Here is a 26,563-nt window from a genome sequence, read left to right as displayed (position 1 = left end):
TTCTGTCCCGGGATTCTCCCGGGGGCCTTGCTTTTTATTCTTCCGTTTCTTCGGCCACCGCAGCGGCGTCGGCCAGGGCCTTTTCCAGGGCCTGGGACTGGGGTTTGATGTCGATCTTCCAGCCGGTGAGCTTGGCGGCCAGACGGGCGTTCTGTCCTTCCTTGCCGATGGCCAGGGACAGCTGGTCGTCAGGCACCACTACGCTGCAGCTTTTGCCGTCGGCAATGGGGGTGACCAGCAGCACATCCGCCGGAGACAGAGCCTCGGCCACAAACTGCACCGGATCGTCGGAATATTTGATGATGTCGATCTTTTCGCCCTGGAGCTCTTCCACAATGCTGGCCACACGGGAACCCCGGGGGCCGACGCAGGCGCCGATGGGGTCCACATTTTCATCGGTGCTGGATACGGCGATCTTGGTGCGGCTGCCCGCTTCCCGGGCAATGGAGTTGATGAGCACGGTGCCGTCATGGATCTCGGGCACTTCCAGCTCAAACAGCCGCTTGACCAGTCCCGGATGGGTGCGGGAAATGATCATCTGAGGGCCTTTGACGCCCCGGCGCACTTCCACCAGATAGACCTTCAGCCGCTGGCCTTCCCGGATGGTCTCGTTCTTCACCTGCTCGGCCGCAGGGAGGATGGCCTCGGTCTTTTCTCTTCCGGTGCCCAGCTCCAGGATCACCGTGCCGTAGCGGGGATCGATGCGAGTGACGGTGCCGTTGAGGATTTCGTGCTCTTTGGAGGCAAACTCATCGGCCACCATGCCCCGTTCGGCTTCCCGGATGCCCTGGATGATCACCTGCTTTGCCGTCTGGGTGGCGATGCGGCCGAATTTGCTGGCGTCGATGTCGATGCGGATCTCGTCGCCCACAGAGGCCTTGGAGGAATACTGGAGCGCTTCCTCCAGAGAGATCTCGGTGGCCGGGTTGAGCACTTCGTCCACCACGGTTTTGACAGCGTGCATGGCGATGGCGCCGGTTTCCGGGTGGATATCCACAAATACATTATCCAAAGCGGCGCTTTGGGCGTCTTTTTTATAGATGGCCTTGTAGGCGGCGGCCAGAGCCTGGGCGATGCGGTCCAGCATATAATCTTTCTTGATGCCCTTTTCCTTTTCCAGATCGGTCAGGGCCTGCATCAGTTCAGCGTTCATTTCTGCCTTCTCCTTCTTTCCTTCAACCTTTGATGGATGTAAAATCAAAATATTCCCGGCAGCCGGCCACATCCCCCATGGGATAGCAGGCCCCGTCCACTGTCAGGGAATCGCCGTCATAGTTTTCCAGAACGCCCACCTTGGTTTTCTGGCCGTCATGGGGCTTATAAAAAGAAAGCTCCACCCGGCGGCCCAGAGCCCACTGGAAGTGTTCCGGCCGGCGCAGCGCCCGCTCCATGCCGGCGGAGGAGACGCAGAGGGTATAGGGGGGCAGGCTGCTATATTCCGGCGCATCCAGCAGAGGGTCGATGGCCCGGCTGACATATTCGCAGTCCTCGATGTCCACACCGCTTTCCTTATCCACCACCACGGTGAGCAGATACCGGGGCCCTTCCTTTTCGAAAGTCACATCCCATAGAGTCAGGCCACGATGGGCCACAGGCTCACGGCACATGGCATTCACCTTTTCCAGCAGCACCTTTGTCTGCATATCCATCCCTCCTATTTTGGTCTTTTCAATAAGAAAGAGTGGGTCACCCCACTCTCAGCGTTACACTCTACGAATAAAACATACATAGTATACCATTCTCCTTTGTCAAAAGCAAGAGCTGCCGGGGGTATTTCCCAAAAAACCACCCTCGTTCACGGTTTTTTCATAGGGGTTTCACAGCTTATTCTTGATTTGAAGCGCTGGAATTTATTATAATAAGAGCAGCAAGGGTTGCTTCTCTTTTTGGAAAGCACCTGGAAAGGAGCCGTTCCTTATGGAAAAAATCTGTCCTTACTGCGGACGCACTCTGGCGGAAGGGGAAAGCTGCACCTGCCCCCAGAGTGTTCTGCTGGAACATCAGAAAAAACAGGGGGAAACCGAGGGGAATATGCCCCGGCCGGAACCGGAAGAAAGACCCATCGCCCCCCAGATCGCCCCTCAGGCCATGGAGCAGCAGACTAAAGAGGAAGAGCCTTCCCCTTCCCAGCCGGACGAGCCAAGGGAAGAAAATACCACCCAGGCGCCTCCGCCTCCGCCGGGCGTTGATCCTGCCTTTTCCCAGCCAGCGCCTGCACCCCGGTACCCTTCCCGGCTGACGCTGGCTTTTGAAAACTTCATTCCCTTTTTCAAAGCCTATTTCCACGCTCCCGCGCAAACGATAGAAACCGCCTGCCGCCACCACGACCTGCCGCTGGGGGTGCTCTATCTGATCTTGCCTCTGGTTTCCTTTGCCGCCTTTTTTGTGTTAGGGCTGTGCCAGGGATTGCGGGAACTGGCCTATTATCTCAATCAGTTGTCCTCTATGCTGTCCATGGCCAATACTGGCGGCCAGATCACCCTGGATCTGCCCCGGGCCATTCTGGGAGGCGTGCTGCTGCCGCTGGGCGTGATGGTGGTCTTTACTCTGGGGCTGTTTTTGCTGGGTAAGGCCGTCAAAGGCGCCATGGATCTGCAAAGTGCATTCCTCACCGTGGTGTTCAGCTCGATTCTGCCTTCCATTTTGCTGATTATTGCCATTCCCCTGCTCTATGTTTCCCTGTGGGCTTCGGCGGCTCTGGCCATGCTGGCCTTCCTCAGCTGGATTTTTCTGATGTTCCATACGGTGCATCATCTGTGCGCTCCAGCCCAGGGCGGCCGCTTTTGCTGGAGTTCCCTTTTGTTCTTCGCCCTTTCTATGGGGGTGAGCGCCGTTCTTTGCGGCTTCATTCTGGAATTTGCCTTGGAGGCGGTGTCCATCACCAGCCCCTTGTTCAATCAGTTTATGAGCCCCTCCGGCTATCGCACCTACGGTTGGTAAAAATTTTTGTTCCCCTTTTCCTCTTTCTGAAAAAAGAATGGGAAAAGGGGAACTTTTTTCTGTCCCCCTTCGTCCAAAGGCCAGAAAATAATTCCTGGAACGAGGAGGACCACAGATGAAACGATGGACGTGGCTTATGGCGCTGATGCTGGCGCTGATGATTCCTTTGCAGGGATGCACATCCAATCCCCCCAAAGACGAGGGAGAAGAGCAAAACCAGCAGGAGCAGCAGAAAGAGGAGCAGGAGAAGGACGAGGAGACAGATCCGGAGGAAGACAAGGAGCCGGAAGACACCCAGGTCCCCGCAGATGAGCGGGAAAACTCCGACGGCGACACACCGGTGTCCAATCAGAATGCGGACAACACTTCTTCGGAAAAACCCTCCAATTCTACCCAAAAGCCCCAGGGCGGCGGCAGCTCTTCCAGCCAGGGCAGCAGCAACACAAGCCAGGGTGGCGGAAGTAGACCCTCCCAGGGCGGCGGAAACCAGTCCCAGCAGCCTCAGCAGCCCCAAGAGCCGCAGCAGCCGGAGGAGAAGCCCCAGCCTGCTCTGACCGCCAGTCAGGTGGTTTCCAACCTGCTGAGCCAGCATTCCATGGGCGATCTGACCGATTATAACAGCATGGTGAGCACCCTCTACGGCGGCATCGATCTGTCCCAGATGGAGAGCTACTGTGTCAAAGGACCGGCCATGGGAACCACAGCCAGCGAGATCGCCGTGTTTCAGGTGAAGGCTGGCGGCAGCACCGCCAGCGTGGAAAAAGCCCTGCGCCAGCGGGCCGACGATGTAGCCCGCACCTTTGAGCAATACGATCCGGCCCAGTATGAGATCGCGAAAAAAGCCGTGGTGCGCACCAAGGGCAATTATGTGTGCATGGTCATCGGCAGCAATGCCTCGGCCATTGCATCCAGTTTTGAAAAGATGGTATAAGCGCCAGAAGGCGTGTCCCACATGGGGCACGCCTTTTTTCTTGCCCATTTCCTCACGGTAAAAAAAGTGGTATAATATCAACAGTTGCCGCACATGTGCGGCAGGATACTGCGTATTCAGTCGTTTTGTTCACAAAACGACTGCTGTTGATGTTACACCATAGCCAAAATCGGCAAAGCCAATTTTACGCCGCATTGGCGGCGTGCAAGTCTGCCTGGACTTGCAGCTATGGTATAATGGAAACAATCATATCCCCCAGAAGAAACCGGGCCGAAGGCCCGGACAGCAGAAAAGGAGAGATGGTCTATGAAGATGAAAAAACTGGGGCGCACCGGCCTGATGGTCACTGAAAATTCCTTCGGCGCCCTGCCCATTCAGCGCATCGATCAGAAGAGCGCCATGGAGCTTTTGCACATGGCCTATGACGCTGGCATCAATTATTATGATACCGCCCGAGCCTACACCGACAGTGAGGAAAAGCTGGGCGCGGCCTTCCATGATCGCCGCAGCTCCATTGTGATTTCCACCAAGAGCCAGGGCAAGACCAAGCAGCAGGTGCTGGACGATCTGGACACCAGCCTGAAAAACCTGCGCACCGACTATGTGGATATCCTCCAGCTGCACAATATCGCTTCCCTCCCCGATCCCCAGGACCCCGACGGCATCCATGCCGCTTTGGAGGAGGCGCGGAAACAGGGCAAGTGCCGCTTTATCGGCATCACCTCCCACCGCCGTCCGGTGGCCGAAGCGGCGGCCAAGAGCGGCCTGTATGACACCGTTCAGTTCCCCGTGTCCCACATTTCTCCCCAGGAGGACATCGACCTCATCGACCTGTGCGGCAAACTGGATGTGGGCTTCATTGCCATGAAGGCTCTGTCCGGTGGCCTGATCACCTGTGCCCAGGCGGCCTATGCCTTCTTCCAGCAGATTCCCAACGCCGTGCCCATCTGGGGCATTCAGAAAAAAGAGGAATTGCAGCAATTTTTGGACTGCGCCCAGCAGGGGATCACCATGACCCCCGAGCTCCAGGCCGTCATCGAAAAGGACCGGAAGGAGCTGGCCGGGAACTTCTGCCGTGGCTGCGGCTATTGTATGCCCTGCCGGGAAGGCATCCAGATCAACACCATCGCCCGTCTGCCCCAGCTGCTGCGCCGTTCTCCCTGGCAGCAGTACATGACCGAGGAATGGTGCAAGGAGATGGAAAAGGTGGAAAACTGCCGCCGCTGCGGCGCTTGTGAAAGCAAGTGCCCCTATGGCCTCAACTGTACCCAGCTGCTGCGGGAAAGCCTGGAAGATTGGAAGCAGTTCCGCAAGGAAAAGGGCTACACCGATCACATTGATTGATATTTTGCAAATTAAATACAGACAGTCTGCAGCCCCTTGGCATGTGTATGCCAAGGGGCTGTTTTTATCGGCGGATACAATAGGAAAGATCGGGAGAATCCACTCCCTGATCCTGTGCATCTCCCCACAGAGGTAAGGATTGGTCACCCTGCATCAGCAGCAGATCCTTTCCCTGAGCAGCGATGGTGAAAAAGGCAACGGAGCCGTTTTGGGATACGGCCTGCACCGTGGGAGCCTCATGGTTTTCTCCGAAGGAGAAGGCAGCAAAATCACAGGAATAGATGTTGAAATATTCCACCTTGTCTTCTTCCAAGGCGGTCAGAGCGAAGGGGAACACTCCGGAAGTGGGGCCATAGCACAGGCAGCAGGCCTCTTTGGTACCGTCCCCATCCACATCCAGAAGAGCCTGGTCCATATAGGGCGTCCAGGTTTCAGGGACAAACAGACTGCCGTCGGGCACAGCGGAGGAAAGAGCAGCCCCCGGAGAATAGCGGAATTCCGGCATGGGATCGGAGCCCTCCGCCTAGAAAACAAAGCCGCCCACAAAAGGGCGGCTTTGAACTACTCCACATAGTCCCACAGGTTGTCAAAATCCATCTTTTTATAGATGTCGGTGGTGCGCACGCTGGCTTCCTCGGTCCATTCCTCCAGAAGCTCATTGAACTGCACATCCCGGGCCTCCTGCAAAATGGCCTCCTGGTTGTCGTCATAATAGGTCACGGCCAGGGGCAGGCGTTTGACGATGTAATAACCATCGGTGCCCACCAGCACGCCGGTGATTTCCCCTTCTTCCAGATCAAAGACCGTTTCAAACTGGGGCGAGTTTTCACACTGGGAAGCCGTCATGACGATACCCTGGATGTTTTCCGTCATGTAGGGGTCGTCGTTGTAGAGGGCCACCATCTGGGCGAAGTCAGCGCCGGGCACCTGGGCCTGTTCCAGAATGGTCTGGGCCCGGTCCATGCCCCGCTCAGGAGCGGAGGAAAAGCCCAGGCGGATGTATTGAACGGTGGCATAATTTTCTGAGAAAAACTGCCGCAGCCCCACATCGGAGAAGGAGTATTCCCCTCCCTCCCCTACCATGTAATCGTAGAGCTTGTCATAGTAAAGGGTGTTTTCCTGGAATTTGTCATAAACCCGGTCGGCCATGGCCGACTGGCGCAGGGATTTCAGGTATCCCGCCGTGCCTCCCTGGGCTTCGATCAGCTCGTCCTTGTTCTGCTCCAGCTCTTCCTTTTCCTCTTTGGAAAGCTCCAGGCCCAGCTTGCCGCATTGCTGCCGCACGATCTCAGCGGTGACGATCTGTTCCAGAGCGGCTTCCTTGGCTTCCTCCAGGGAGGGATCGGCATCCTTCTCTTCGGTGCTGCCGTCCTGGGATTGCAGGTTGAGGCGGTTGTATTCCAAATAAAAAGCCAGTTCAGCGGCATCCACCTTGTTTTTCCCCACCACAATGGCGGTGGGGCTGGGAGAGCAGCCTCCCAAAAGGCAGAGCGCCACAAGACAGCACAGAATATTCCGGTATTTCTTCATTTTTTATCCTCCGTGGGGCTGTTTTTCTCTATGGTATCACGGTTTTGTTCCTGATATAGCTCGAAAAAGGACGAGACCACCTTTTTGGCCTCTTCCAGGGGATTCTGGGTTTTGCCCATCATCAGGGACAGATAGGGGGCGGCCCCGGCGGAAAGCAGCATCCGTCCCTTGAAGGAAGGATGGGAGCACAGGATGCCGGCGATGGCAATGTCCCGGGGCGAGAAGGAGAACATCAACCGGCCGTCCCGCTGGTTGATCTCACTGATGCCGCACTGACCGGCATGAGCCCGGAGTAAAGCGATCTCCAGCAGGTTCATAGCCTGCTTGGGCACATCCCCGTACCGGTCCAGCATCTCATCCACCATATCGTCGTAATCGTCCCGGCTGCGGATGAGGGCGATGCGCCGGTAAAGGTCCACCCGCTGGCCGGAATCGGGCACATAGTTCTGGGGCAGAGAGGCGCTGATGAGCAGGTCTGCGCTGCATTCGGTGTAAGCCGGACGGGTCTGGCCACCGGCCTCGGCCACTGCCTCTTCCAACAGTTTCAGGTACAGGTCGTAGCCCACCGACAGCATATGGCCGCTTTGTTCGGCCCCCAGCACATTGCCTGCGCCCCGGATCTCCAGATCCCGCATGGCGATCTTGAAGCCGGAGCCGAACTCGGCAAATTCCCGGATGGCCGAAAGCCGCTTCTGGGAGATCTCCGACAGCACCTTTCCCCGCCGGTAAGTGAGGTAGGCATAGGCCCGCCGGTGAGAGCGGCCGATGCGGCCTCGGATCTGATGGAGCTGGGCCAGGCCCATGTAGTCGGCATCCTCGATGACCAGGGTGTTGGCGTTGGCGATGTCGATGCCCGTTTCAATGATGGTGGTGCACACCAGAATCTGCACTTCCCCGTTATAGGTGCGGGTCATCACCGAGGACAGTTCGTGCTCGCTCATTTTGCCGTGGGCAATGCCGATGGTGGCCTCGGGGAACTGCTGCTGAAGGAAAGAGACTGCTTTGTCCATGGAATCGATCCGGTTGTGCAGGTAATACACCTGCCCGCCCCGGGCCAGCTCCTTGCGGATGGCATCGCAGATCACCCCCTGGTCGTATTCCAGCACATAGGTCTGCACCGGCTGCCGGTCGTGGGGGGCCTCCTCCAGCACTGACATATCCCGGATGCCCGACAGGGCCATGTTCAGGGTGCGGGGAATGGGGGTGGCGGTGAGGGTGAGCACATCCACCTGATGGGCCATTTCCTTGATCTGTTCTTTGTGGGACACGCCGAAGCGCTGCTCCTCGTCCACCACCAAAAGGCCCAGGTCCTTGAAGTGCACATCCTTCTGGAGCATCCGGTGGGTGCCGATGACGATGTCGATCTCCCCGGAATGGAGCATCCGCAGAGTCTCTTTCTGCATTTTGGGGGTGCGGAAGCGGCTGAGGGTGTCGATCTTGATGGGATAGCCGGAAAAACGGGATAGGGCGGTGAGGAAATGCTGCCGGGCTAAAACGGTGGTGGGCACCAGCATGGCGGCCTGTTTTCCCGACATGACGCATTTCATAATGGCCCGGAAGGCCACTTCGGTTTTGCCAAAGCCCACATCTCCGCACAGCAGCCGGTCCATGGGATGAGGCTGTTCCATATCTTTCTTGATGTCCCGGGTGCAGGTGAGCTGGTCCTCGGTCTCATCGTAGGGGAAAGCCTCTTCAAAGCTGCGCTGCCAGTCGTCGTCGGGCAGGAAGGCAAAGCCCGGGGTGCTGCGGCGGGCGGCATAGAGCTTGATCAGCTGATCGGCCAGATCCCGGGCGGCCTTCTTGGCCCGCACCTTGGTCTTGGCCCAGGAGGTTCCTCCCAGTTTGCTGAGCCGGATGTTGGCATCTTCCGGGGCGCCGATGTATTTGCTCACCAGGTCCAGGGCGGTGGCGGGCACATAGAGAAAGTCGCTGCCCGCAAAGGCGATCTTCAGATAATCCCGGGTGACTCCATCGCTCTGGATGCGCTCCACGCCCACGAAGCGGCCGATGCCGTGGTGCTCGTGGACCACATAATCCCCCGGGGTCAGATCGCTGAAGGATTTGACCCGGTCCCGGTTGCTGGTCTTTTTCCGGGGGACGCCGTCCCGCCGCCGCTGGAGAATGGCTCCATCGCACAAAATGGCCAGGGAGATGGAGGGATACTCCACCCCGGCAGACAAAGACCCTTCCAGCAGACATACATGATCCCGCTCCGAAAAATCGGTGGTATAGGGAATATGATTTTCCGCCAGAAGCCGGGCCATGTTTTGGAGTCGCTGGGGGCCGCCGGTGAGGGCGCAGACCTGATAGCCCAGAGAAAGGTAGGTGCGGATATCCCCCAGAGCGGTTTCCAGACTGCCGCCGTAGGGGGGCAGCTGTTTGGCCGTCAGGGAAAAGATGGCGTCGGGAGACAGTCCGCCGGAGGAAGTGAGGAAAGAGTCCATCGCCACCAGTCCCAGGCTTTCCAGCCGGGCCAGAGCCTGCTCAAAGCTGAGGGAGAAGGTGCAGTGGGAAGGAATCAGGCATCCCTGTTCCAGAAGGCTTGCCACATCCTCACTCACCCGGAAGGCAAAACCGCTCCCCCCTTCCCGCAAAGCGGGAGTATCGTCCAGAATCACCAGGGTGTTTTCCGGCAGATAGTCCAGGGCAGTGGGCAAGCCGGGATAGATCAGGGGCAGATACCGGTCACAGGCCGGGAACAATCCCTCCTGCTGGAGCCGCTGGGCGTCCTGTTCCAGGTTTTTCCGCAAGGCGGGGGCGGTGTTTTTGTGCCCGGCCAGCTTCAGAAGATGCTGGGCCAGCGCTTCCTTTCCCCCCTCGTACAGCTGGGGCAGAGTTTCCCGGGCGGGAAGGATCAGCGCCTTTTCCACATTTTGCAGCCGCCGCTGGCTCTGGGGATCAAACTCGCCCAGGGAATCCACGGTGTCTCCGAAAAATTCCGCACGCACCGGCAAAGTGGCCCCGGCAGGGAAAATGTCCACAATGCCGCCACGCACCGAAAACTGGCCGCTTCCCTCCACCGAAAGGCAGCGGGTATAGCCTGCGGCCACCAGGGCCTGCTCCAGCTGTTCCAGGGGCACTTCCCTATCCAGCTCCAGGGAGATGGCCGCCTGTTCCAGAGCTTTGGGCGGAATGCAGGCCATCATCAGTCCTTCGATGGATGCCGCCATCACCGGGTGCTTTCCATGGGAAAAGGTATAAAGGGCCCCCAGACGCTGGTGTTCATAGTCCCGGGAGGCGCCTTCCACATTGTGGAACACATATTCCCGTCCGGGCAGCAGGGAGACAGGCAGGCCGGACAGATGGGAAAAATCCCCGGCCAGCCGCCGGGCGCTTTCTTCATCCCGGCTGACCATCACCACCGGCCGGCCGGTGTCTTTTTGCAGGGCGGCGGCAAAATGGGCCTTGTGCACCGGGGAGACACCGTAGAGAGAAACGGCTTTCTTCCCTTCGGCCAGGGCCTGTTTCAGCCCCTGATATTCCGGCAGGGCATTGAGACTTTGCAGCAGTTCTTTCATGTTTTTCTCCATAAGGCTATCCCCCGTTCCCAAAGGAACGGGGGTGTGAAAAATGTCAAATTTTGCGTTCTGCTCATTCTTTGGGGGCGGGAGGCGCACCGTTGAACGCCTGCATGGCGGCGTCCACTCCCTGAAAGATCAGGGTAAGAGCGGCTTCCGGGGCCCGCTTGATCCCTTCGTAGGCATCGGAATCCACTGTGTCCAGCACAAAGTCCTTCAGGTCCTCCTCTCCTTTCTGGGGAGCACCCACGCCGATCTTCACCCGGGGGAACTGATCGGAGGATAGCTGGTAGATGATGTTTTTGATGCCGTTGTGACCGCCGGCGGAGCCGCTGCGGCGCACACGCAGCCGGCCGGAAGGCAGGCTGATGTCATCATAAAGCACCACGATGCGCTCCGGGGGCACCTGGAAGGTCTGGGCCAGATCACGCACCGCCTCCCCCGACAGGTTCATAAAGGTCTGGGGCTTTGCCAGAAGCAGGGTCTTGCCATCCTTCTGACAAAAGGCGTAGAGAGCCCGGTGCTTGGCCTGGTTGATCCGATCCACCCCCAGCTCTTTGGCCAGAAGGTCCAGGGCCATAAAGCCAGCGTTGTGGCGGGTGGTCTCATATTGCCGCCCCGGATTCCCCAGGCCGACGATGAGATAGTCGGCCTTTTGGGGCGGGGTCTCTTTTTTTCGTCTGAAAATGGGGATACACCTCGCAGGGGCTTAGTTGAACAGATCGGACACAGAGGACTCGTCATAGATGCGCTTGATGGCCTCGGTGAAGATCTCGGCCACGGAGAGCACCTTGAATTTGTCGCTCTTCTTGTGCTCGGGCAGGGGGATGGTATCCAGCAGGATGACTTCTTTGATGACGCTGTCATTGAGCCGCTGGATGGCCGGGCCGGAGAGCACGCCGTGGGTGGCGCAGGCATAGACTTCCTTGGCGCCGCCGATTTCCACCAGAGCTCTGGCGGCGTTGCACAGAGTGCCGGCGGTGTCGATCATGTCGTCGGCCAGGATGACGGTCTTGCCTTCCACATTGCCGATGATGTTCATCACTTCAGACACATTGGCCTGAGGACGGCGCTTGTCGATGATGGCCACAGGCAGATCCAGCTTTTCGGTGAACTTCCGGGCGCGGCCCACGCTGCCCAGATCGGGAGCCACCATCACCACATCCGGGTTGCCGATACCGAATTTCTTGGCGAAATAGGGGATCAGCACCGAAGAACCCAGCATGTGATCCACAGGGATGTTGAAGAAGCCCTGGATCTGGGCGGCGTGCAGGTCCATGGTCAGCACCCGGTCGGCGCCGGCGGTGGTGATCAGGTCGGCCACCAGTTTGGCGGAGATGGGATCACGGGCCTTGGCCTTCCGGTCCTGACGGGCATAGCCGAAGTAGGGCATAACGGCGGTGATACGGCCGGCGGAAGCCCGGCGCAGAGCGTCGATCATGATGAGCATTTCCATCAGATGGTCGTTCACCGGCTCGCAGGTGGACTGGATCAGGAACACATCGGTGCCGCGCACCGACTCATTGATGGAGACCGAAATCTCTCCATCGGAGAAGCGTTTCAGGCTGGCGTCGCCCAGAGGCACGCCCACCATGGTGCAGATGTCGGAAGCCAATTTGGGATTGGAGTTTCCGGTGAAGATCTTGATGCTGTTGCCGTGCGGAATCATAGCACATTCCCCTTTTTATAGAATTTCAAAATAATAAATCACACTTTTAAAGCAGGCCCTTTTCCCGGCGGCGGCGGACCCATTCCTCTTTGTTCACCTGGCGGGCCCGGGCGATGGCCAGAGCCTCGGAGGGCACATCGTCGGTGATGGTGGAACCGGCGGAAATATAGGTGTCATCCCCCAGATGCACCGGGGAGATCAGGTTTACATTGCAACCGATGAAGCTGTCGTCGCCCACAATGGTTTTGTATTTCTTCTTGCCGTCGTAGTTGACCACGATGACGCCGCCGCCCACATTGCACCGCTCACCCAGCTCGATGTCACCCAGATAGGACAGGTGAGCGATTTTGGTACCGGTGCCGATCTTGGCCTTTTTCAGCTCCACAAAGTCGCCGATGCGCACTTTTTCTCCCACATCGCAGCCGGGGCGGATGTAGGCATAGGGGCCAACGGTGGTCTGGGCGCCGATGGTGCTCTCGATCACCTGGGAGGAGTTCACCGAAGCGCCGCAGCCGATGACGCTGTCCACGATCATGGCGTTGGGGCCCACTTTGGCGGTGGCCTCGATGTGGCTATGGCCGTAGATGAAGCAACCGGGCATGATGAGACTGCCGCTTTCCAGAAGGGCATCGGGGGAGATATGGGTGGTGGTGGGGTCCACGATGATCACTCCCGCCTCCATATGAGCCCGGTTGATCCGTTGGCGGAGAAGCTCCTGGCAGCGGTACACATCCAGGCCGTTCTGTATGGCGCAGCCGTCCTCCGGAGAGAGGGAGACCTCGGTGAGCATGGGGCCCAGAGCCCGCAGCTCGTCCACCAGGGTGATGCGGCGGCCGGACAGGCGCTGCAGCACATCCCAGGGAGCATACAGAGCCATGGGATGGTGGTTTTCATCGGTGAGAAGGCCGCAGGATTGTTCCATCAGTTTGCCCAGGGTGCCCCGGGTCAAAGCGGGGAGAGATTCGAAAAACACCAGTCCCTGCTCAGCCCCTTCCACTTGGGAAAACAGAGAAGGTTCGCCGGAAAAATCGGTTTCCAGGGCGGGGACATCCAGACTGCTGCAAGCCTGGCCCGCCAGATAGACCTTCTGGCAGCCAAAGGCTTTGGCCAGAGTTACCAGGTAGGAACAGGCCGGCCGGGACAGGATCTCGGCCTGACAGGAAAGGTCGGCGGGATCGTTATAGATCAGGGCGCATACATCCATGGGGATCGCCTCCTGTATGGAATTTTTCACAGGGATAGGGACAAAGTCCCATCGGCCGTGCTTCCCTTCTCCCCCGAAGGGAGGAGGAAAGGGCCGTAAAAAATGGAGGTATCATGGCGCAGGGCCATAACACACTAATTATACCAGAGGAATGTCTAAAAATCACCACCATTTCGGGAAAAATATAAATCTTTACCCGGCGGGAGAGAATTGATATAATATTTTTAGACAAAATACCCCCAAAAAGTGCCGCCTCTTTTCCCAAAAGAGGCGGGGTATTTTTCCGTGGGGAAAGGAGGATGCCATGGAACCGATTTTGCGTATCCGCCAGGATGTGCGCAAGGCCTGCGCCCAGGTGGCGGCGGTGAAGGACCCGGATATGGCGCTGCTGTTTTGCTATATCGCCGCCCGGGGAGAGGGCTGCGCTCTGCCGGAGCCCCAGCAGCTGGGCCTGGACGAAAACCGGCTGCAAAAGGCGCGCAGTCTGTTGGTGCTCTACGGGGTGTGCAGCGACAGCGAGGGCCCTCAGAAACCCCGGAAGGAGATCGAATGGGACCCGGGAGAGATCAAGGAAGCCCGGCAGCACGATGAGGCCTTTTCCGGCCTGTGCCAATATTACGAAGGCGCCCTGGGCCGGATGCTGCGCAAAAGCGAGCTGGAGATCCTCTATTCGGTGTACAGCGGCCTGGGGATGCCCGCCGAAGTACTCATGCTGCTCATCAACTACTGCGCCGGGCGGAACCGGCTTTCCTCCCGGTTTTTCGAGCAGGAAGCCTACCGGTGGCAGAAGGATGGGGTGGAGACCTATGCCCAGGCGGAGGAATACCTGGCCGCCCTGGAGCGCCGCCACAGCCGCCAGGGAGAGATCATGAGCCTGTTCGGCATCCGGGACCGGAAACTGTCGGAAAGCGAACAGAACATGGTGGACAAGTGGATTTCCCACGGCTATGACAACGACCTGATCGCCCTGGCCTATGACCGGACGGTGCTGCGCACCGGGGGGCTGAAATGGGCCTATCTGGACAGCATTCTGGAAAGCTGGAAAACGGCGGGCTACAAGACCCGGAGCGAAGTGGAGCAGGGCGAAGGGAAAAGCGCCCCGGCCCGGCAAAGCACGGCATCGCCTCAGCCCGCCCGCAGCCGGGGCGAGTTCGAAAGCGGCGTGGTGGCCGCCGTCACCAAGGCCTTCGAACGCAAGCGCCTTCAGCGGCAGCAGTTACAGCAAACCCGGCTGGAAGGGCTGCGAAAAGACGGGGAATTTGCCCAGAACGAGCGGGAATTGCGGCTGTGTGCCAGCCGGGCGGCCCGGGCGGCCCTGGGAGAGGACCCGGGAGAAGTGCAGCGGCTGCGGGAGGAAAACAACCGGCTTTTGGCACGGCGCAGGCAGATCCTTCTTCGCCTGGGACATGGGGAGGATTATCTGGAACCGCCTTACGAATGTCCCCACTGCAAGGACCAGGGATATATCGGCACCGAAATGTGCCAGTGTTTCCGGCAGGCCTGCGAGAAAGAGCAAGCCCGCAGGCAGAACGGATAAACAAAAGGACTGGGAATTTTCCCAGTCCTTTTTGCTTGTTTGTTAGTTCTGGTAATCCAGAGTGATGGTGCCGTCTTCGTTCTGCTTGACGGCCTCTTTGTCCAGAAACAGCCCGTCGATGGCCTGGAAGAACTCTTCCATGGAGGAGAAACGCAGTTTGGCGTTCTGGATGATCTTTTTACCCAGCTCGGCGTTGTTGCTCAGCAGAGCCTCGGCCATGAGCACCTGATACTGGGCGGACATGACCAGGGCGGATTCAGGATCGGCAATGCGGTAATCAGAGCCATGGCCCACGCCACAGGCGCCGGAAGCATAGGGCTGAACGGTGGGCATGACGGCGGACACATCGCCCATATCGGTGCAGCCAGTGCTGCGGCCCCGCTTGACCAAAGCGTCCTCGCCAAAGCACTGCTTGACGATCTCACAGGTCAGGTCATAAAGCTGTTCTTCGTTTTCCAGAGGGGTGTAGCCCGGACGGTCTTTCAGCACCACATTGGCGCCCATAGCGGCAGCCGAAGCGGCCAGGGCCCGGTTGATCTTGGTGTTGGCCTCCTTGATGGCTTCCAGAGAAGCGCCACGCACATAGCTTTCCATGCGCACATCGTTGGGAATGGCGTTGACTGCGCCGCCGCCCTTGGTGATGATGGGATGGAAGCGGATGGTGTCTTTCTCCTGGAAGGTTTCACGCAGAGCGTTGGCGGCGTTCATGGCCTGGCTGGCCGCATACAGGGCATTGACGCCCAGATGGGGAGAGCCGCCGGCATGGGCCGAAACGCCCACGAAATTGATGTTCTTGGTGACGCAGCCATTGCTGCCCGGAGTCAGGGCGATGGAGGGATGATCCCCGCCGCCGGTGTGGACCAGAAGGGCGATGTCGCAGCCGTCCATATAGCCACGGTGCATGAACTCCACTTTACCGCCGAAATACTTGATGACGCCCTGCTTGCGCAGCTCTTCCCGGAAGCCGATTTCGATCAGCTCTTCGGCGGGTACGGCCATCAGGCGGATGGAGCCGCTCATGCTGTCCATGGCGCCGGGCTGCTTCAGCGCGGCGGCGATGCCCAGAAGGGCGGAAACCTGGCAGTGGTGGCCGCAGGCGTGGACATAGCCGGTCTCCGGGTCACAGTCGGGGTGAGTGGAGACGATCAGGCTGTCCAGCTCGCCCATGATCAGCAGCTTGGGGCCAGGCTTACCGGTGTCGATGTCGGTATAGAAACCAGGGATGTTCCCCGCTTCCACCAGTTCATAGCCCAGTTTCTTGAATTCTTCGGCCAGGTAGGCATGGGTTTTCCACTCCCGATAGCCGGTCTCCGGATGCTTCCAGATGTAATCGGCGGCAGAAAACATCACTTCCCGCTGGGAAGCTACGATTTCTTTCAGTTGATTTGCCCGTTCGGTGCTTATCATTTTGATCTTCTCCTTTTCCCGGGGTGCGCCCCTTTGTACTTGTTCCGCTTTTTATTATACTGCCCTCCGGAGAAAAATGCAGGGGTGGGGATGGAGAAATTCCCCCGAAAAATCTGGTGAAACCGCCCAAAATCAAAAACGCTCACAGCCGCAATGGGGGCAATGGAAGTCTTTTTGCTTGAAAACGGAAAAGGGAAGCCGCTTTTTGCAGTGGGGGCATTTGAAAAAGAAAAACTCATAGATCAGGCAGGGAAGGAAAAAGAACCAGAGGATCTTTTTGGCATAATAGTGGCCTGTACCATTGTGGAGCCCAAAGGTTATTTGAAAAAGAAAAAGGGCGACATAGGCATCCACAACAAAGCGCTGAAGCCATAGCACGAACTGGGCGAATGCAAATCGAGTGAAATACATGACGCTCCCTCCTTTTTGGAAGAACTTACTTTATTTTACTCTATTAAATGAAGACAAACAAGAGAGCGCTGAAAAATAAGAAGAATAGACAAAAAGCGGGAGCATAACGCTCCCGCTTTGATGATGTAAGATTGTTAGATATTCTGGAAGTCCAGAGTGATGGTGCCGTCCTCGTTCTGGGTGACAGCCTTTTTGTCCAGGAAGATCTTGTCCACGGCGGCGAAGTAATCTTTCTTGTCGGGATAGACCAGGTCAGCTTCCTTGATGACCTTCTGGGCCATCTCGGCATTGTTACTCAGCAGAGCTTCGGCCATCAGCACCTGGTACTGGGCCGAAACCACCAGAGCGGTTTCCGGATCGTTGATGCCGTAGTCGGAGCCGTGGCCCATGCCGCAGGCGCCGGAGCAATAGGGCTGGACAGTGGGCATCACACAGGAAATATCACCCATGTCGGTGCAGCCGGTGCCCCACTTGGTGTCCTCTTGGATCCATTCTTCGCCGAAGCCTTCCTTCACCACATCCACTGTCATCTGATACAGATTCTTGTCGTTGTACAGGGGGCAGTAGCCGGGGAAGTCCTGGAGATGCACATTGGCGCCCATGGCCGCAGCAGAAGAAGCCAGAGCCCGGTTGATCCGGTTGTTGGCCGATACGATGGCCTCGATGCTGGCGCCGCGCACATAGCTTTCCACCCGCACATCGTTGGGAATGGCGTTGACGGCGCCGCCGCCCTTGGTGATCACCGGATGGAAGCGGATGTAATCCTTCTCCTGGAAGGTCTCCCGGAGAGCGTTGACGGCGTTGAGGCCCAGGTTGGCCGCATACAGAGCGTTGACGCCCAGATGAGGTGCGCCGCCTGCATGAGCGGAAACGCCTTCGTAGTTGATGTTCTTGGTCAGGCAGCCGTTGTTGCCCACGCCAACACCGATGCCTTTGTGCTCGCTGTTGGAGGTGTGGACCAGAAGGGCGATGTCGCAGTCGTCCATGAAGCCACGGTACATGAACTCCACTTTGCCGCCGAAATATTTGATGATGCCCTGTTCCCGCAGGCTGGCCCGGTAGCCGATTTCGATCAGTTCTTCGGCGGGGACGGCCATCAGGCGGATGGAGCCGCTCATACCGTCCAGAGCGCCGGGCTGCTTCAGTGCAGCAGCGATGCCCAACAGGGCGGCAGACTGGGCGTGGTGGCCGCAGGCGTGAACATAGCCGGTCTCCGGATCACACTCGGGATGGGTGGAGACGATCAGGCTGTCCAGCTCGCCCATGATCAGCAGTTTGGGGCCGGGCTTGCCGGTGTCGATATCGGTGTAGAAACCGGGGATATTGCCCGCCTCCACCAGTTCATAACCCAGCTTCCGGTATTCAGCAGCCAGATATTCGTGGGTCTTCCACTCACGGTAACCGGTTTCGGGATGCTTCCAAATATGGCGCTCGGCGGCGAACATCAGCTCACGCTGGGAGGCCACCATTTCTTTCAGGGCTTTCACCCGATCGGGATTCATCATAAGGCATCTTCTCCTTTTCTGTTTGTGGGAAGGGGCACGATTACGCCCCCAAAGCTATTATACCATGGGCCGGATGGGAAGAAAGGGGCTGCGGCAGAAAAAATCCCTGGGGAATAGAGAAATTCCCCAGGGAAAACTGTGCATTTTTGCAGAAAATCAGGGAATGTCCAGCCCCTGGCGCTCTGCCTCTTCGTCAAACAAGCGGCCGATTTCCTCATCCAGCTGCTTACAAACTTCCTTGTCGAAACGGGAGAAGCAGGCTTGTAATCGGGAACCGTCGTTCATATGCAAAATTACCCGGCTGGTAGCGATGGTGACCTGGCCTTGGGGGGCGGTATAGTGGAAAGTCCATCCGCCACTAAAAGACTCATTTTCAATGAGAGGCGAGTCAAGGCTTTTGACAAACCGCACCATCAGTTCCCGTGCCTTCGGAGTGAGCTGTTGGGGTTCGAGGGAGACCAGATAGCAGGAAGTGGATCCCATGGCGGATTCGGTGGTAAAGGAGTCCATGGCGGCCCGGAGAGGGCGGAGCTTGACCCATTGCCACAAATGAAAACCGCCCCAGATGAGCAGGAGGAACCCTGCAACGATGACCAATCCCCGGAAAAGGGGAGGCGTGCGGTTGCTGCTATTTTTCATCGTCTGTCACCTCCATGGAAAGATGTCACTTATTATTCTGTTTGGGATGCCGTTACGCTGCTTCCATTTCTGCTGCGGCTTGGTCCATCAGGCGCTCCACTTCATCATATACCTGGGAAAAGGCTTTTTTATCATGGCGAAAATATTCCACCCGCAAAAGGGTACCATCCTCCCCATGAAACACCACTTGGGAGGGGGTAATGGACACATTGCCTTGGGGAGCGGAAAACGACAGGCTCCATCCGCCGGCTGGCTCAGATTTCACGATGAGAGGAAACCGGTAGCTTTTTGCCAGCTTTTCCAGCTGCTGCCGTGCCTGCGGTGAGAAATCCTGAATATCCACTTCAAAAGGTGGATAGGACATACGGAAGGACAGGGGCGTTTCAGCGGTGAAAGAATCCAGAGCGGCCTGGAGGGGGCGGGTACGATACCATTGCCACAGGGAGAAACCGCCCAACGCCAGCAGAATCAAACCCATTAGGGCCAGGGCTCCCCGGAGCAGCGGAGGTGTGCGGTTGCTGTTGTTTTTCATGGTCTGTTACCTCCGGCAAAAGAGATTACTTGCTTTCTAATTCCAGCCCCTGGCGCTCCGCTTCTTCGTCAAACAAGCGGCCGATTTCCTCATCCAGCTGCTTATAGACTTCCTTGTCGGAACGGGAGAAGCGGGCCTGCAATCGGGAACCGTCGTTCATTACGAAAACCACTATGTTGCCATTGACGCTTACCTGACCTTGTGGGGCGGTATAGTGGAAAGTCCATCCGCCACCAAAAGACTGATTTTCAATGAGAGGCGAGTCAAGGCTTTTGACAAACCGCACCATCAGTTCCCGTGCTTTGGGGGTGATTTGCTGGGGCTGGATGGTGACGGGGTATATAGAGATCGGTTCCATGGTGGATTCGGTGGTAAAAGAGTCCAGAGCGTCTCTTAGAGGCCGGAGCTTATGCCACTGCCACAAATGAAAACCGCCCCAGATGAGCAGGAGGAACCCTGCAACGATGACCAATCCCCGGAAAAGGGGAGGCGTGCGGTTGCTGCTGTTTTTCATCGTCTGTCACCTCCAAATGTTACTATAATTTTAATATACTATTTCATTGAAGAAAAGTCAACTGTCTGATTGTTTTTTGAGTATGAAAAAGACCGACTCCCGAAGGAGCCGGTCCAGACTGTCGAAAACTGATCCGGTTGGAGAGAAATATGTGCCCTCCCCCTCATCAATCCGCAAAAACCGGCGACCTGTGCGTTGGTTTTTGCACTTCTCAAGGGGCAAGTGTGCGCCAAAGGCGTGCACGCAGACCCTTGCAAAAACTCGAAAAAGGGATCTGAGTCCCTTTTTCGACATGATAAAACCGGCTCCCGAAGGAGCCGGTCTTGGGGTTGAAAATTTTATTTTGCGTAGTCGATGGCCCGGGTTTCCCGCACCACATGGACTTTGATCTGACCGGGATAGCTCATCTCAGCTTCGATCTTCTTGGAAAGGTCGTGGGCCAGCAGGAGCATATCGTCGTCCTTGACGATCTCCGGCTTGACAATGATGCGGATTTCGCGGCCAGCCTGGATGGCATAGGAGGTCTCTACCCCGTCAAAGCTCTCGGCCAGTTCTTCCAGCTTCTCCAGACGCTTGATGTAGGCCTCCAGATTTTCTCTCCGGGCGCCGGGGCGGGCGGCGGAGATGGCATCGGCTGCCTGCACCAGACAGGCCACCACAGTGCGTGCTTCCACATCCCCATGGTGGGCTTCGATGGCGTGGATGACTTCGGGATTTTCCCGGTATTTCTTGGCCAGGTCCACACCGATGGCCACATGGGAACCTTCCACCTCGTGGTCGATGGCCTTGCCGATATCGTGGAGCAGACCGGCCCGCTTGGCCAGGGTCACATCAGCACCCAGCTCGGCAGCCAGCAGCCCGGCGATATGGGCCACTTCGATGGAGTGGTTCAGCACATTCTGGCCGTAACTGGTGCGGTAGCGCATTCGGCCCAGAATCTTCACCAGCTCCGGGTTCAGGCCGTGGACGCCGGTTTCGAACATGGCCCGCTCGCCTTCCTGCTTGATGGTGGCGGCCACTTCGGCCTTGGCCTTTTCCACCATTTCCTCAATGCGGGTGGGATGGATACGGCCGTCGGCAATGAGTTTTTCCAGAGAAATACGGGCGATCTCCCGGCGCACCGGGTCAAAGGAGGACAAGGTGATGGCCTCCGGGGTGTCGTCGATGATCAGATCCACGCCGGTGAGGTTTTCCAGAGCACGGATATTCCGGCCTTCCCGGCCGATGATCCGGCCCTTCATCTCGTCATTGGGCAGGGGCACCACCGAGACGGTGACTTCGCTGGCATGGTCGGCGGCGCAGCGCTGGATGGCCAGGGCAATGACCTCCCGGGCTCTCCGCTCTCCCTCTTCCTTCAGCTGCTGATCCAGCTCTTTCAGTTTGAGGGCGGTGTCGTGACGGGCTTCTTCTTCCACTTTGGCCAGAAGGAAATTTTTCGCTTCTTCGGCGGTGAAGCCGGAGATCTTTTCCAGTTCGGCCATCTGCGTTTTCTTCAGCTCGTCGATCTCTTCCAGAGATTCGTCGGCTTTTTTCAGTTTTTGAGTGAGCTTTTCTTCTTTTTTCTCGATGCTTTCATATTTGCGGTCCAGCTGTTCTTCCTTCTGCTGAACCCGGCGTTCCTGCTTCTGCACATCGCTGCGGCGCTCTTTCAGTTCCTTGTCGGTCTCGGTGCGGATCTTGAAAGCTTCCTCACGGGCTTCCACCACAGCTTCCCGCTTCTTGGTCTCGGCGGCCTTGATGGCGTCGTTCAAAATGCGGGTGGCTTCCTCTTCGGCGCTGCCGATCTCCTTTTCGGCGATCTTCTTACGGTAAATGGCGCCGACAAAAAAGCCTGCGGCGCAAAGGACAATGGCGATCAGAGCAAAAACGATATAAAAACCTGGGTTGGTAGGCAAAGACGCTCCCTCCTTTTCCTTATATTTCGGCATAACCTCTCCCGAAAACCCAAAGGGGGCAACCACAAAAACAGCGCAAAGAGATTGCGCTGGACAGGGCCATGGTTCCGTTGTTTTATGGGCATCCACCAAAAAGGCGGAAGAAAAGGCAAAATACCATGTATATTTTATATCCTGCCAGGGACGGTGTCAAGAAGGGAAACCGATGCAAAAGCACCCTCCGGAAGATTTTTCGCTCAGGGTGGTGGAAAGAGCAAAAAAAATGCCGTCCGGACGCCGGACGGCAATGGGGATCATTTGGCGAAAACATGGTCGCCGATCTGGGAGATCACCGGGCGGGAATAGATCCACTGATTGGTGGTTTTGGCAGGGTTATAATAATAGATGGCACCGCCGGTGGGGTCCCAGCCGCTCATGGCATCCTGGGCGGCCCGGCGGGCGCTTTCGGCGATGGACTCATCGAACTGGCCGTCGTTCAGTGCGGAAAAGGCCCCCGGCTGATAGATCACGCCGGCGATGGTGTTGGGAAAGGAGGGGTGGCGCACCCGGTTGAGGATGACCGCTCCCACGGCCACCTGGCCGGTGTAGGGTTCTCCACGGGCCTCGGCGGAGATCATGCGGGAGAGGAGATACAGGTCATTGTCCCGGCCCGATTCGCTGCCCGAAGAGGAGCCGGAGGACATTCCCAGGGCCTGGAGGGTGGCCGGGCCCACGATGCCGTCCACGGTCTGGTCATTTTTCCGCTGGAAATATTCCACCGCCTTCCGCGTACCGCTGCCGTAGACGCCGTCCACCGCGCCGTCATAATAGCCCCACCGTTTCAGCTTCTCCTGGATCTGCCGCACCGTCTCCCCCTGGGAGCCCTGTTGGTAGACGGCGGCCTGGGAGGAAATGCCCAGCCACTGAAAACCGGCAATGAGGGCGATGTTCAAAAGAAAAATGACGGCCAAGGCCGCCGCAAGCTTTTTGTTTCGTGGCATCCTGATCCATCCTTTGTGTGTTTTCCCTATTGTGCCCAGGGAGAGAAAGGCTATTCTCCTTTTTCAAAAATCATGGTACAATACTTCAATCAGAATAAAGGGGGAAGGATATGAAGCAGGTGCGGCTGCGGGGTGGATATCGTATTTTTCAGCAAAAAGGTGGACTGGGCCTGACCCAGGACAGCGTGCTGCTGGCCGATTTCTGTTCCCTTCGCCCGGGAGAGCGGGCCATCGAGCTGGGCTGCGGCCAGGGCGGACTCTGGGTGCTGACTTTATTAAAGCATCCGGGAGCCACATTGGACGCTTTGGAGCTGGACCCTGTAAGCTTAAATCAGGCCAGGGAGAACGCCGCCCGCTGCGGCCTTTCGGAAAGAGGGCAGTTTTTCCAAGGGGATGCGGCAGACTTTCGCCCCGCCGGATTCCATTATGATGTGTGCCTTTCCAATCCTCCCTATGCCATTCCCGGACCGCCCTCCCCCGATGAGCGCCGCCGCTTGGCCCGCAGCGGTGCCCCGGAGCCTTTTTTCCAAGGGATCAAAGGGATGCTGGGGCAAAAGGGCCGGTTTTATTTCTGCTGGCCAGCCCGGCATTTTTTCCGGGCGGCGGAGCTTTTGCAGGAAAATGGATTTTCTCCCCGGCAGGTGCGTTTTGTCCACGGAAAACCGGGAGAAGAAGCCCAGTTGGCTCTGGTGATGGCCCGCCGGGGCCTGGGAGAAAGCCAGATTCTCCCGCCCCTTGTTTTGCGGGACGAAATGGGGGAATACACCCAAGAATACCGCCGGATTCACGGCGTCATGGAGGAAGAATAGAGTATGGCAGGAACATTATATGTGGTCTCCACGCCCATCGGCAACCTGGGGGACTTTTCTCCTCGGGCCCAGGAGGTCTTGTCCCAGGTGGATTTTATCGCCGCCGAGGATACCAGGGTGGGGGCCAAGTTGCTCAATAAATTCGGCATCAAAAAGCCCCAGATCAGCTATTTCGAGCACAACCGCAAGGCCAAAGGCCAGCTGATCGCCCAGCGCATCCTGGCGGGGGAGGATTGCGCCCTCATCACCGACGCCGGCACCCCGGCCATCAGCGATCCCGGCTGCGATCTGGTGGACATCTGCTTGGGTGAGGGCATTCAGGTGGTGGCAGTGCCCGGGCCTTGTGCCTTGATTGCTGCGCTGTCCATCGCCGGGATGGATTGCGGCCGCTTTTGCTTTGAGGGCTTTTTGTCGGTGAACAAAAAAAGCCGCCGGGAGCATCTGGAGGACATCCGGGAGGAAAAGCGCACCATGGTCTTTTATGAGGCCCCCCATAAGCTGCTGCGCACCCTGGAGGATTTCTATAAAACCCTGGGAGAGCGGCCCATTGCCCTGGTGCGGGAGATCACCAAGGTCCATGAGCAGGTGTGGCGTACCACCCTTTCGGAAGCCATCGCCCATTATACACAGGAGCCGCCCCGGGGAGAATTCGTCCTCATTCTGGGGGGCAAACAGGAGGAAGAGGAACAAGCGCCTGCCATCGATCCCATGGATCGGGTGGGAGAGCTTTTGGAAGAGGGCCTTTCCATCAGCCTGGCCGTCAAGCAGACGGCCAAGGAGCTGGGAGTGCCCAAAAACAGCATTTACAACGAGGCGCTGGAGCGTTTTTCACAAAAGGAATAACCGAACACTGAGGGCCGAGAGAAAAAAGGCCGCAAGATCACCCGCCAGGGCTGCCGGAAGGGCCCAGCGGGTGTTTTTGATCCCCAGGGCGGCACTGTACAGAGCGATACAGTAAATGCTGGTCTCGCTGGAGCCCAGCATCACCGCCGCCGTCAATCCGGCCAGACTGTCAGGGCCTTGGCTGCGGATGATGTCGCTACCGATGGACAGCGCTCCCGAGCCGGAAAAGGGCCGCAGCAGGGCCAGGGGCAGGCAGGGGGCGGGAATGCCCAGGGCCTCTGTCAGGGGAGCCAGGGCCTGGGACAGCGCTTCCACAGCGCCGCTGGCCCGCAGCATACAAAGGGCAGTGAGCATGGCTAGTAAGGCGGGAAAGATGGAAAGCAGGGTGTCCAGACCCTGCCGCACCCCTTTGAGAAAGGCGGCGTATACATCGCAGCCATGGAAAAGACCGTAGACCATCACACCGGCGGCCAGCAGAGGGATGAGAAGAGCGGTCATGGATGCCACACCCTTTCCAGCAGGGCAGAAACGGCCAGGGCGGCGCACACCGAACCCAGGGAGGCCAGCCACACGGCGGGCAGAATGGCAAAGGGCTGGGCGCTGCCTGCCGCCGCCCGCACCGCCGCCACATTGGCGGGAATCAGCTGAAGGGAAGCGGAATTGAGCACCATCAGCCGCAAAACCGCGGAATGGTCCGGCCTGCCGCCGGTTTGGGCCAAGCGCCGGGCGGCCCGCAATCCTGCCGGGGTGGCGGCGCTGCCCAATCCCAGGAGGTTGGCCGCCATGTTCTGGCTCAGGGCCTGACGGGCCTGTTTATCCTGGGCCGCCTTGCCGAAAATGCCCCGGATTACCGGAGACAAAAGCCGGGAGACCTTTTCGGTCAACCCGCTTTGATCCATCACTTCCAGGATTCCCGACCATACGCACATCGTCCCGCCGATGGAGAGAGCCAGCTCCACCCCTCCCGCCGCCCCTTGGGGCAGCGCCGCCGATACCTGCTCCAACTTGCCTCCGGCCGCGCCAAAGCACAGGGCCAGGACAAAAAGCAGGGAAAATACCTTTGCCATCATGGATTTCACCGCCTTTTTGCTCCATTTCTATGCCCTTTTTCCCAGTTCCATGCAAAAGACCGGGGAAAGCCACCGGGGAAACTCCTTGAATAGTCCAACTATGGGACAAATAAAAACCTTGATATACCAGGCTTCTTTAGGCAATTTTGTCACGGTATTGTCTTGAATAATTAACAATTTTGTCACATGCCGTTTATTGACACTTTTTGTAAAGGTTGTTATGATATTGTAGAAATACCAAAAGAATAGAGGAGGCTTTGTATGAAATCCACCGGAATCGTCAGAAACATCGACAGCCTGGGGCGGATCGTGCTGCCCATTGAGCTGCGCCGCACCCTGAACATTGACGCCAGCAAGGGTGATCCCATTGAGATCTACATGGACGGCACTTCCATTGTGCTGCGCAAGTATGAGCCCAACTGCGTCTTCTGCGGCAGCTCCAAAAAAGTGTCGGAATTCAAGGGTAAGAATGTGTGCGAAAACTGCCGCAAGGAACTGGCTGAGAAGTAAGAAATGGTTTTTGCTGCAACATAAAAGGGCCCGTCACAGAATTTTCATTCTGGGACGGCCCCTTTTTTAATGCTGTTTTGTCCGGATTTCACCGGTCTTTGCCTTTCGGGGGAGCCTGGGTCTCCTGCTGCAAAAGGGAAGTGATCTTCTGGGCCAGGATGCGGTTGGCATTGGCCTGGGCGGAAAACTTCAGCGCCAGCTGAGCCAGCCCCTGGCGCAGATTTTCCTCCTCCAGGGCGGCAATGTCCTCCCGGGCCCCCTGGGCGGTGTGCTCCAGCGCCTGGCTCTGCTCCCGGGTCAGCTGGTCAAAGCTTTCCGGCAGACCGGTTTGCTGGGCGCCCTTTCCTGTGAGATAGGACAGGGTGGGGATGGGCATGATCTGCTTGAGCATGCAGATGGTCATCAGCCGGGCCAGGTGCTCCCGGCTGTATTTTTTCTTCACTGGCGGGGGAATGAGCCCCAGCTTCACATAATTGTTGATCATGGAGGGGGTAATCAGCTTGTCCTTGCCGTCGCTGAACAGGGCCAGATACCGCTCCATCAGCACGATCACCTGATCCATATACAGATCCAGCTGGGGCAGACTCTCCCAGGAAGGGAGCTGGGGCGCCTCAAGCCCGTCCAGTCCTTCCAGGGCTTTTTGGCACAGTGTGCTATTGTCCATTGCCGATTCACCGCCTGATAAAATCATTTTGTTGAGAACAAAACATATTGTACCACCGCCTCCCATCCATCGCAACGGTTTTTGCAATGGGAATATCAAACGAAAGAAACC

At 57.7% G+C, this 26,563-nt stretch carries 26 protein-coding genes; 8 read left to right on the top strand and 18 right to left on the bottom strand.

The features are described 5' to 3' along the window. Window positions 1–34: 34 nt before the first annotated feature. Together nusA and rimP are read right to left on the bottom strand one after the other, a co-directional pair. Window positions 35–1,153 carry a transcription termination factor NusA gene (nusA, locus tag KQI26_RS00880; RefSeq protein ID WP_216502759.1) on the bottom strand — a complete coding sequence of 373 codons (1,119 nt, stop codon included), beginning with the start codon at window positions 1,151–1,153 and terminating at the stop codon, window positions 35–37. 22 nt (window positions 1,154–1,175) lie between these two features. After that, entirely contained in the window at window positions 1,176–1,643 is a 468-nt protein-coding gene (gene rimP, locus KQI26_RS00875) for a ribosome maturation factor RimP (protein WP_216502758.1), read from the bottom strand. Window positions 1,644–1,917: 274 nt separating this feature from the next. Here rimP and KQI26_RS00870 point away from each other — a divergent pair, with 274 nt between their 5' ends. From KQI26_RS00870 to KQI26_RS00860, 3 genes are all read left to right on the top strand, one after another. Next, the gene (locus KQI26_RS00870; protein ID WP_216502757.1) at window positions 1,918–2,940 is read left to right on the top strand and encodes a hypothetical protein; all 1,023 of its coding nucleotides are present in this window, start codon (window positions 1,918–1,920) and stop codon (window positions 2,938–2,940) included. Window positions 2,941–3,055: 115 nt separating this feature from the next. Next, complete coding sequence (locus KQI26_RS00865) at window positions 3,056–3,871, top strand: DUF4358 domain-containing protein (protein WP_216502756.1); 816 nt, start codon at window positions 3,056–3,058, stop codon at window positions 3,869–3,871. A gap of 306 nt (window positions 3,872–4,177) precedes the next feature. Beyond that, on the top strand, window positions 4,178–5,215 hold the full coding sequence (locus KQI26_RS00860) for an aldo/keto reductase (protein ID WP_216502755.1): 1,038 nt from the start codon (window positions 4,178–4,180) through the stop codon (window positions 5,213–5,215). Between the two features lie 64 nt (window positions 5,216–5,279). On the opposite strand, the gene KQI26_RS00855 is transcribed toward KQI26_RS00860, so the two are convergent. The 6 genes from KQI26_RS00855 to KQI26_RS00830 all read right to left on the bottom strand — a co-directional run bounded on the left by KQI26_RS00855 (window position 5,280) and on the right by KQI26_RS00830 (window position 13,136). After that, window positions 5,280–5,720: a hypothetical protein gene (locus KQI26_RS00855; RefSeq protein ID WP_216502754.1), complete on the bottom strand. Its 441-nt coding sequence runs from the start codon at window positions 5,718–5,720 to the stop codon at window positions 5,280–5,282. 56 nt (window positions 5,721–5,776) lie between these two features. Then, the gene (locus KQI26_RS00850; protein ID WP_216502753.1) at window positions 5,777–6,745 is read right to left on the bottom strand and encodes a SurA N-terminal domain-containing protein; all 969 of its coding nucleotides are present in this window, start codon (window positions 6,743–6,745) and stop codon (window positions 5,777–5,779) included. Beyond that, a complete protein-coding gene (gene mfd, locus KQI26_RS00845) occupies window positions 6,742–10,275 on the bottom strand; it encodes a transcription-repair coupling factor (protein WP_253292572.1) in 3,534 nt (1,177 codons plus the stop codon). Before mfd ends, KQI26_RS00850 begins: the two co-directional genes overlap by 4 nt. Before the next feature lie 61 nt (window positions 10,276–10,336). Beyond that, window positions 10,337–10,894 carry an aminoacyl-tRNA hydrolase gene (gene pth / locus KQI26_RS00840; RefSeq protein ID WP_253292600.1) on the bottom strand — a complete coding sequence of 186 codons (558 nt, stop codon included), beginning with the start codon at window positions 10,892–10,894 and terminating at the stop codon, window positions 10,337–10,339. Window positions 10,895–10,972: 78 nt separating this feature from the next. Further along, window positions 10,973–11,932 (bottom strand): ribose-phosphate pyrophosphokinase, encoded by a 960-nt coding sequence (locus KQI26_RS00835; protein WP_118746481.1) that lies wholly within the window; start codon window positions 11,930–11,932, stop codon window positions 10,973–10,975. Between the two features lie 46 nt (window positions 11,933–11,978). Next, window positions 11,979–13,136: a DapH/DapD/GlmU-related protein gene (locus KQI26_RS00830; protein ID WP_216502752.1), complete on the bottom strand. Its 1,158-nt coding sequence runs from the start codon at window positions 13,134–13,136 to the stop codon at window positions 11,979–11,981. A gap of 304 nt (window positions 13,137–13,440) precedes the next feature. On the opposite strand from KQI26_RS00830, the gene KQI26_RS00825 reads away from it, so the two are divergent. Continuing rightward, on the top strand, window positions 13,441–14,673 hold the full coding sequence (locus tag KQI26_RS00825) for a DnaD domain protein (RefSeq protein WP_118746483.1): 1,233 nt from the start codon (window positions 13,441–13,443) through the stop codon (window positions 14,671–14,673). Between the two features lie 42 nt (window positions 14,674–14,715). Here the strand turns inward: KQI26_RS00825 and KQI26_RS00820 are convergent, their stop codons facing one another. After that, entirely contained in the window at window positions 14,716–16,080 is a 1,365-nt protein-coding gene (locus KQI26_RS00820) for an amidohydrolase (protein WP_216502751.1), read from the bottom strand. Between the two features lie 162 nt (window positions 16,081–16,242). Between KQI26_RS00820 and KQI26_RS00815 the strand changes: the two genes are divergently transcribed. Continuing rightward, window positions 16,243–16,455 carry a hypothetical protein gene (locus tag KQI26_RS00815; protein ID WP_216502750.1) on the top strand — a complete coding sequence of 71 codons (213 nt, stop codon included), beginning with the start codon at window positions 16,243–16,245 and terminating at the stop codon, window positions 16,453–16,455. A gap of 170 nt (window positions 16,456–16,625) precedes the next feature. On the opposite strand, the gene KQI26_RS00810 is transcribed toward KQI26_RS00815, so the two are convergent. The 6 genes from KQI26_RS00810 to sleB form a co-directional block, all read right to left on the bottom strand. Continuing rightward, window positions 16,626–17,996 (bottom strand): amidohydrolase, encoded by a 1,371-nt coding sequence (locus KQI26_RS00810; RefSeq protein ID WP_216502749.1) that lies wholly within the window; start codon window positions 17,994–17,996, stop codon window positions 16,626–16,628. A 156-nt stretch (window positions 17,997–18,152) separates the two neighbouring features. Further along, on the bottom strand, window positions 18,153–18,635 hold the full coding sequence (locus KQI26_RS00805) for a hypothetical protein (RefSeq protein ID WP_216502748.1): 483 nt from the start codon (window positions 18,633–18,635) through the stop codon (window positions 18,153–18,155). Window positions 18,636–18,687: 52 nt separating this feature from the next. Then, on the bottom strand, window positions 18,688–19,167 hold the full coding sequence (locus KQI26_RS00800; protein WP_216502747.1) for a hypothetical protein: 480 nt from the start codon (window positions 19,165–19,167) through the stop codon (window positions 18,688–18,690). 25 nt (window positions 19,168–19,192) lie between these two features. Beyond that, a complete protein-coding gene (locus KQI26_RS00795) occupies window positions 19,193–19,681 on the bottom strand; it encodes a hypothetical protein (protein WP_216502746.1) in 489 nt (162 codons plus the stop codon). A gap of 338 nt (window positions 19,682–20,019) precedes the next feature. Further along, window positions 20,020–21,609: a ribonuclease Y gene (gene rny, locus KQI26_RS00790; protein ID WP_118425461.1), complete on the bottom strand. Its 1,590-nt coding sequence runs from the start codon at window positions 21,607–21,609 to the stop codon at window positions 20,020–20,022. Window positions 21,610–21,869: 260 nt separating this feature from the next. Next, window positions 21,870–22,556 carry a spore cortex-lytic enzyme gene (sleB, locus tag KQI26_RS00785; RefSeq protein ID WP_216502745.1) on the bottom strand — a complete coding sequence of 229 codons (687 nt, stop codon included), beginning with the start codon at window positions 22,554–22,556 and terminating at the stop codon, window positions 21,870–21,872. A gap of 110 nt (window positions 22,557–22,666) precedes the next feature. Between sleB and KQI26_RS00780 the strand changes: the two genes are divergently transcribed. Together KQI26_RS00780 and rsmI are read left to right on the top strand one after the other, a co-directional pair. Beyond that, window positions 22,667–23,365, top strand: coding sequence for a tRNA1(Val) (adenine(37)-N6)-methyltransferase (locus KQI26_RS00780; RefSeq protein WP_216502744.1), 699 nt, complete (start codon window positions 22,667–22,669; stop codon window positions 23,363–23,365). 3 nt (window positions 23,366–23,368) lie between these two features. Then, complete coding sequence (gene rsmI / locus KQI26_RS00775) at window positions 23,369–24,208, top strand: 16S rRNA (cytidine(1402)-2'-O)-methyltransferase (RefSeq protein WP_216502743.1); 840 nt, start codon at window positions 23,369–23,371, stop codon at window positions 24,206–24,208. Here rsmI and KQI26_RS00770 read toward each other — a convergent pair. Together KQI26_RS00770 and KQI26_RS00765 are read right to left on the bottom strand one after the other, a co-directional pair. After that, complete coding sequence (locus tag KQI26_RS00770; RefSeq protein WP_118425471.1) at window positions 24,194–24,706, bottom strand: spore maturation protein; 513 nt, start codon at window positions 24,704–24,706, stop codon at window positions 24,194–24,196. The genes rsmI and KQI26_RS00770 overlap by 15 nt on opposite strands. Then, entirely contained in the window at window positions 24,703–25,278 is a 576-nt protein-coding gene (locus KQI26_RS00765) for a nucleoside recognition domain-containing protein (protein ID WP_216502742.1), read from the bottom strand. Before KQI26_RS00765 ends, KQI26_RS00770 begins: the two co-directional genes overlap by 4 nt. Window positions 25,279–25,539: 261 nt before the next feature. Here KQI26_RS00765 and KQI26_RS00760 point away from each other — a divergent pair, with 261 nt between their 5' ends. Next, window positions 25,540–25,788 (top strand): AbrB/MazE/SpoVT family DNA-binding domain-containing protein, encoded by a 249-nt coding sequence (locus tag KQI26_RS00760; protein WP_118425475.1) that lies wholly within the window; start codon window positions 25,540–25,542, stop codon window positions 25,786–25,788. A gap of 88 nt (window positions 25,789–25,876) precedes the next feature. On the opposite strand, the gene KQI26_RS00755 is transcribed toward KQI26_RS00760, so the two are convergent. After that, a complete protein-coding gene (locus KQI26_RS00755) occupies window positions 25,877–26,452 on the bottom strand; it encodes a DUF1836 domain-containing protein (RefSeq protein WP_216502741.1) in 576 nt (191 codons plus the stop codon). Window positions 26,453–26,563 lie beyond the last annotated feature (111 nt).

It is taken from the genome of Intestinimonas sp. MSJ-38 (assembly GCF_018917925.1).
Classification (GTDB): Bacteria; Bacillota; Clostridia; order Oscillospirales; family Butyricicoccaceae; genus Pseudobutyricicoccus.
The sequence above is the reverse complement of the archived record's forward strand: the minus strand, read 5'-3'. Positions and strand labels throughout refer to the sequence as shown.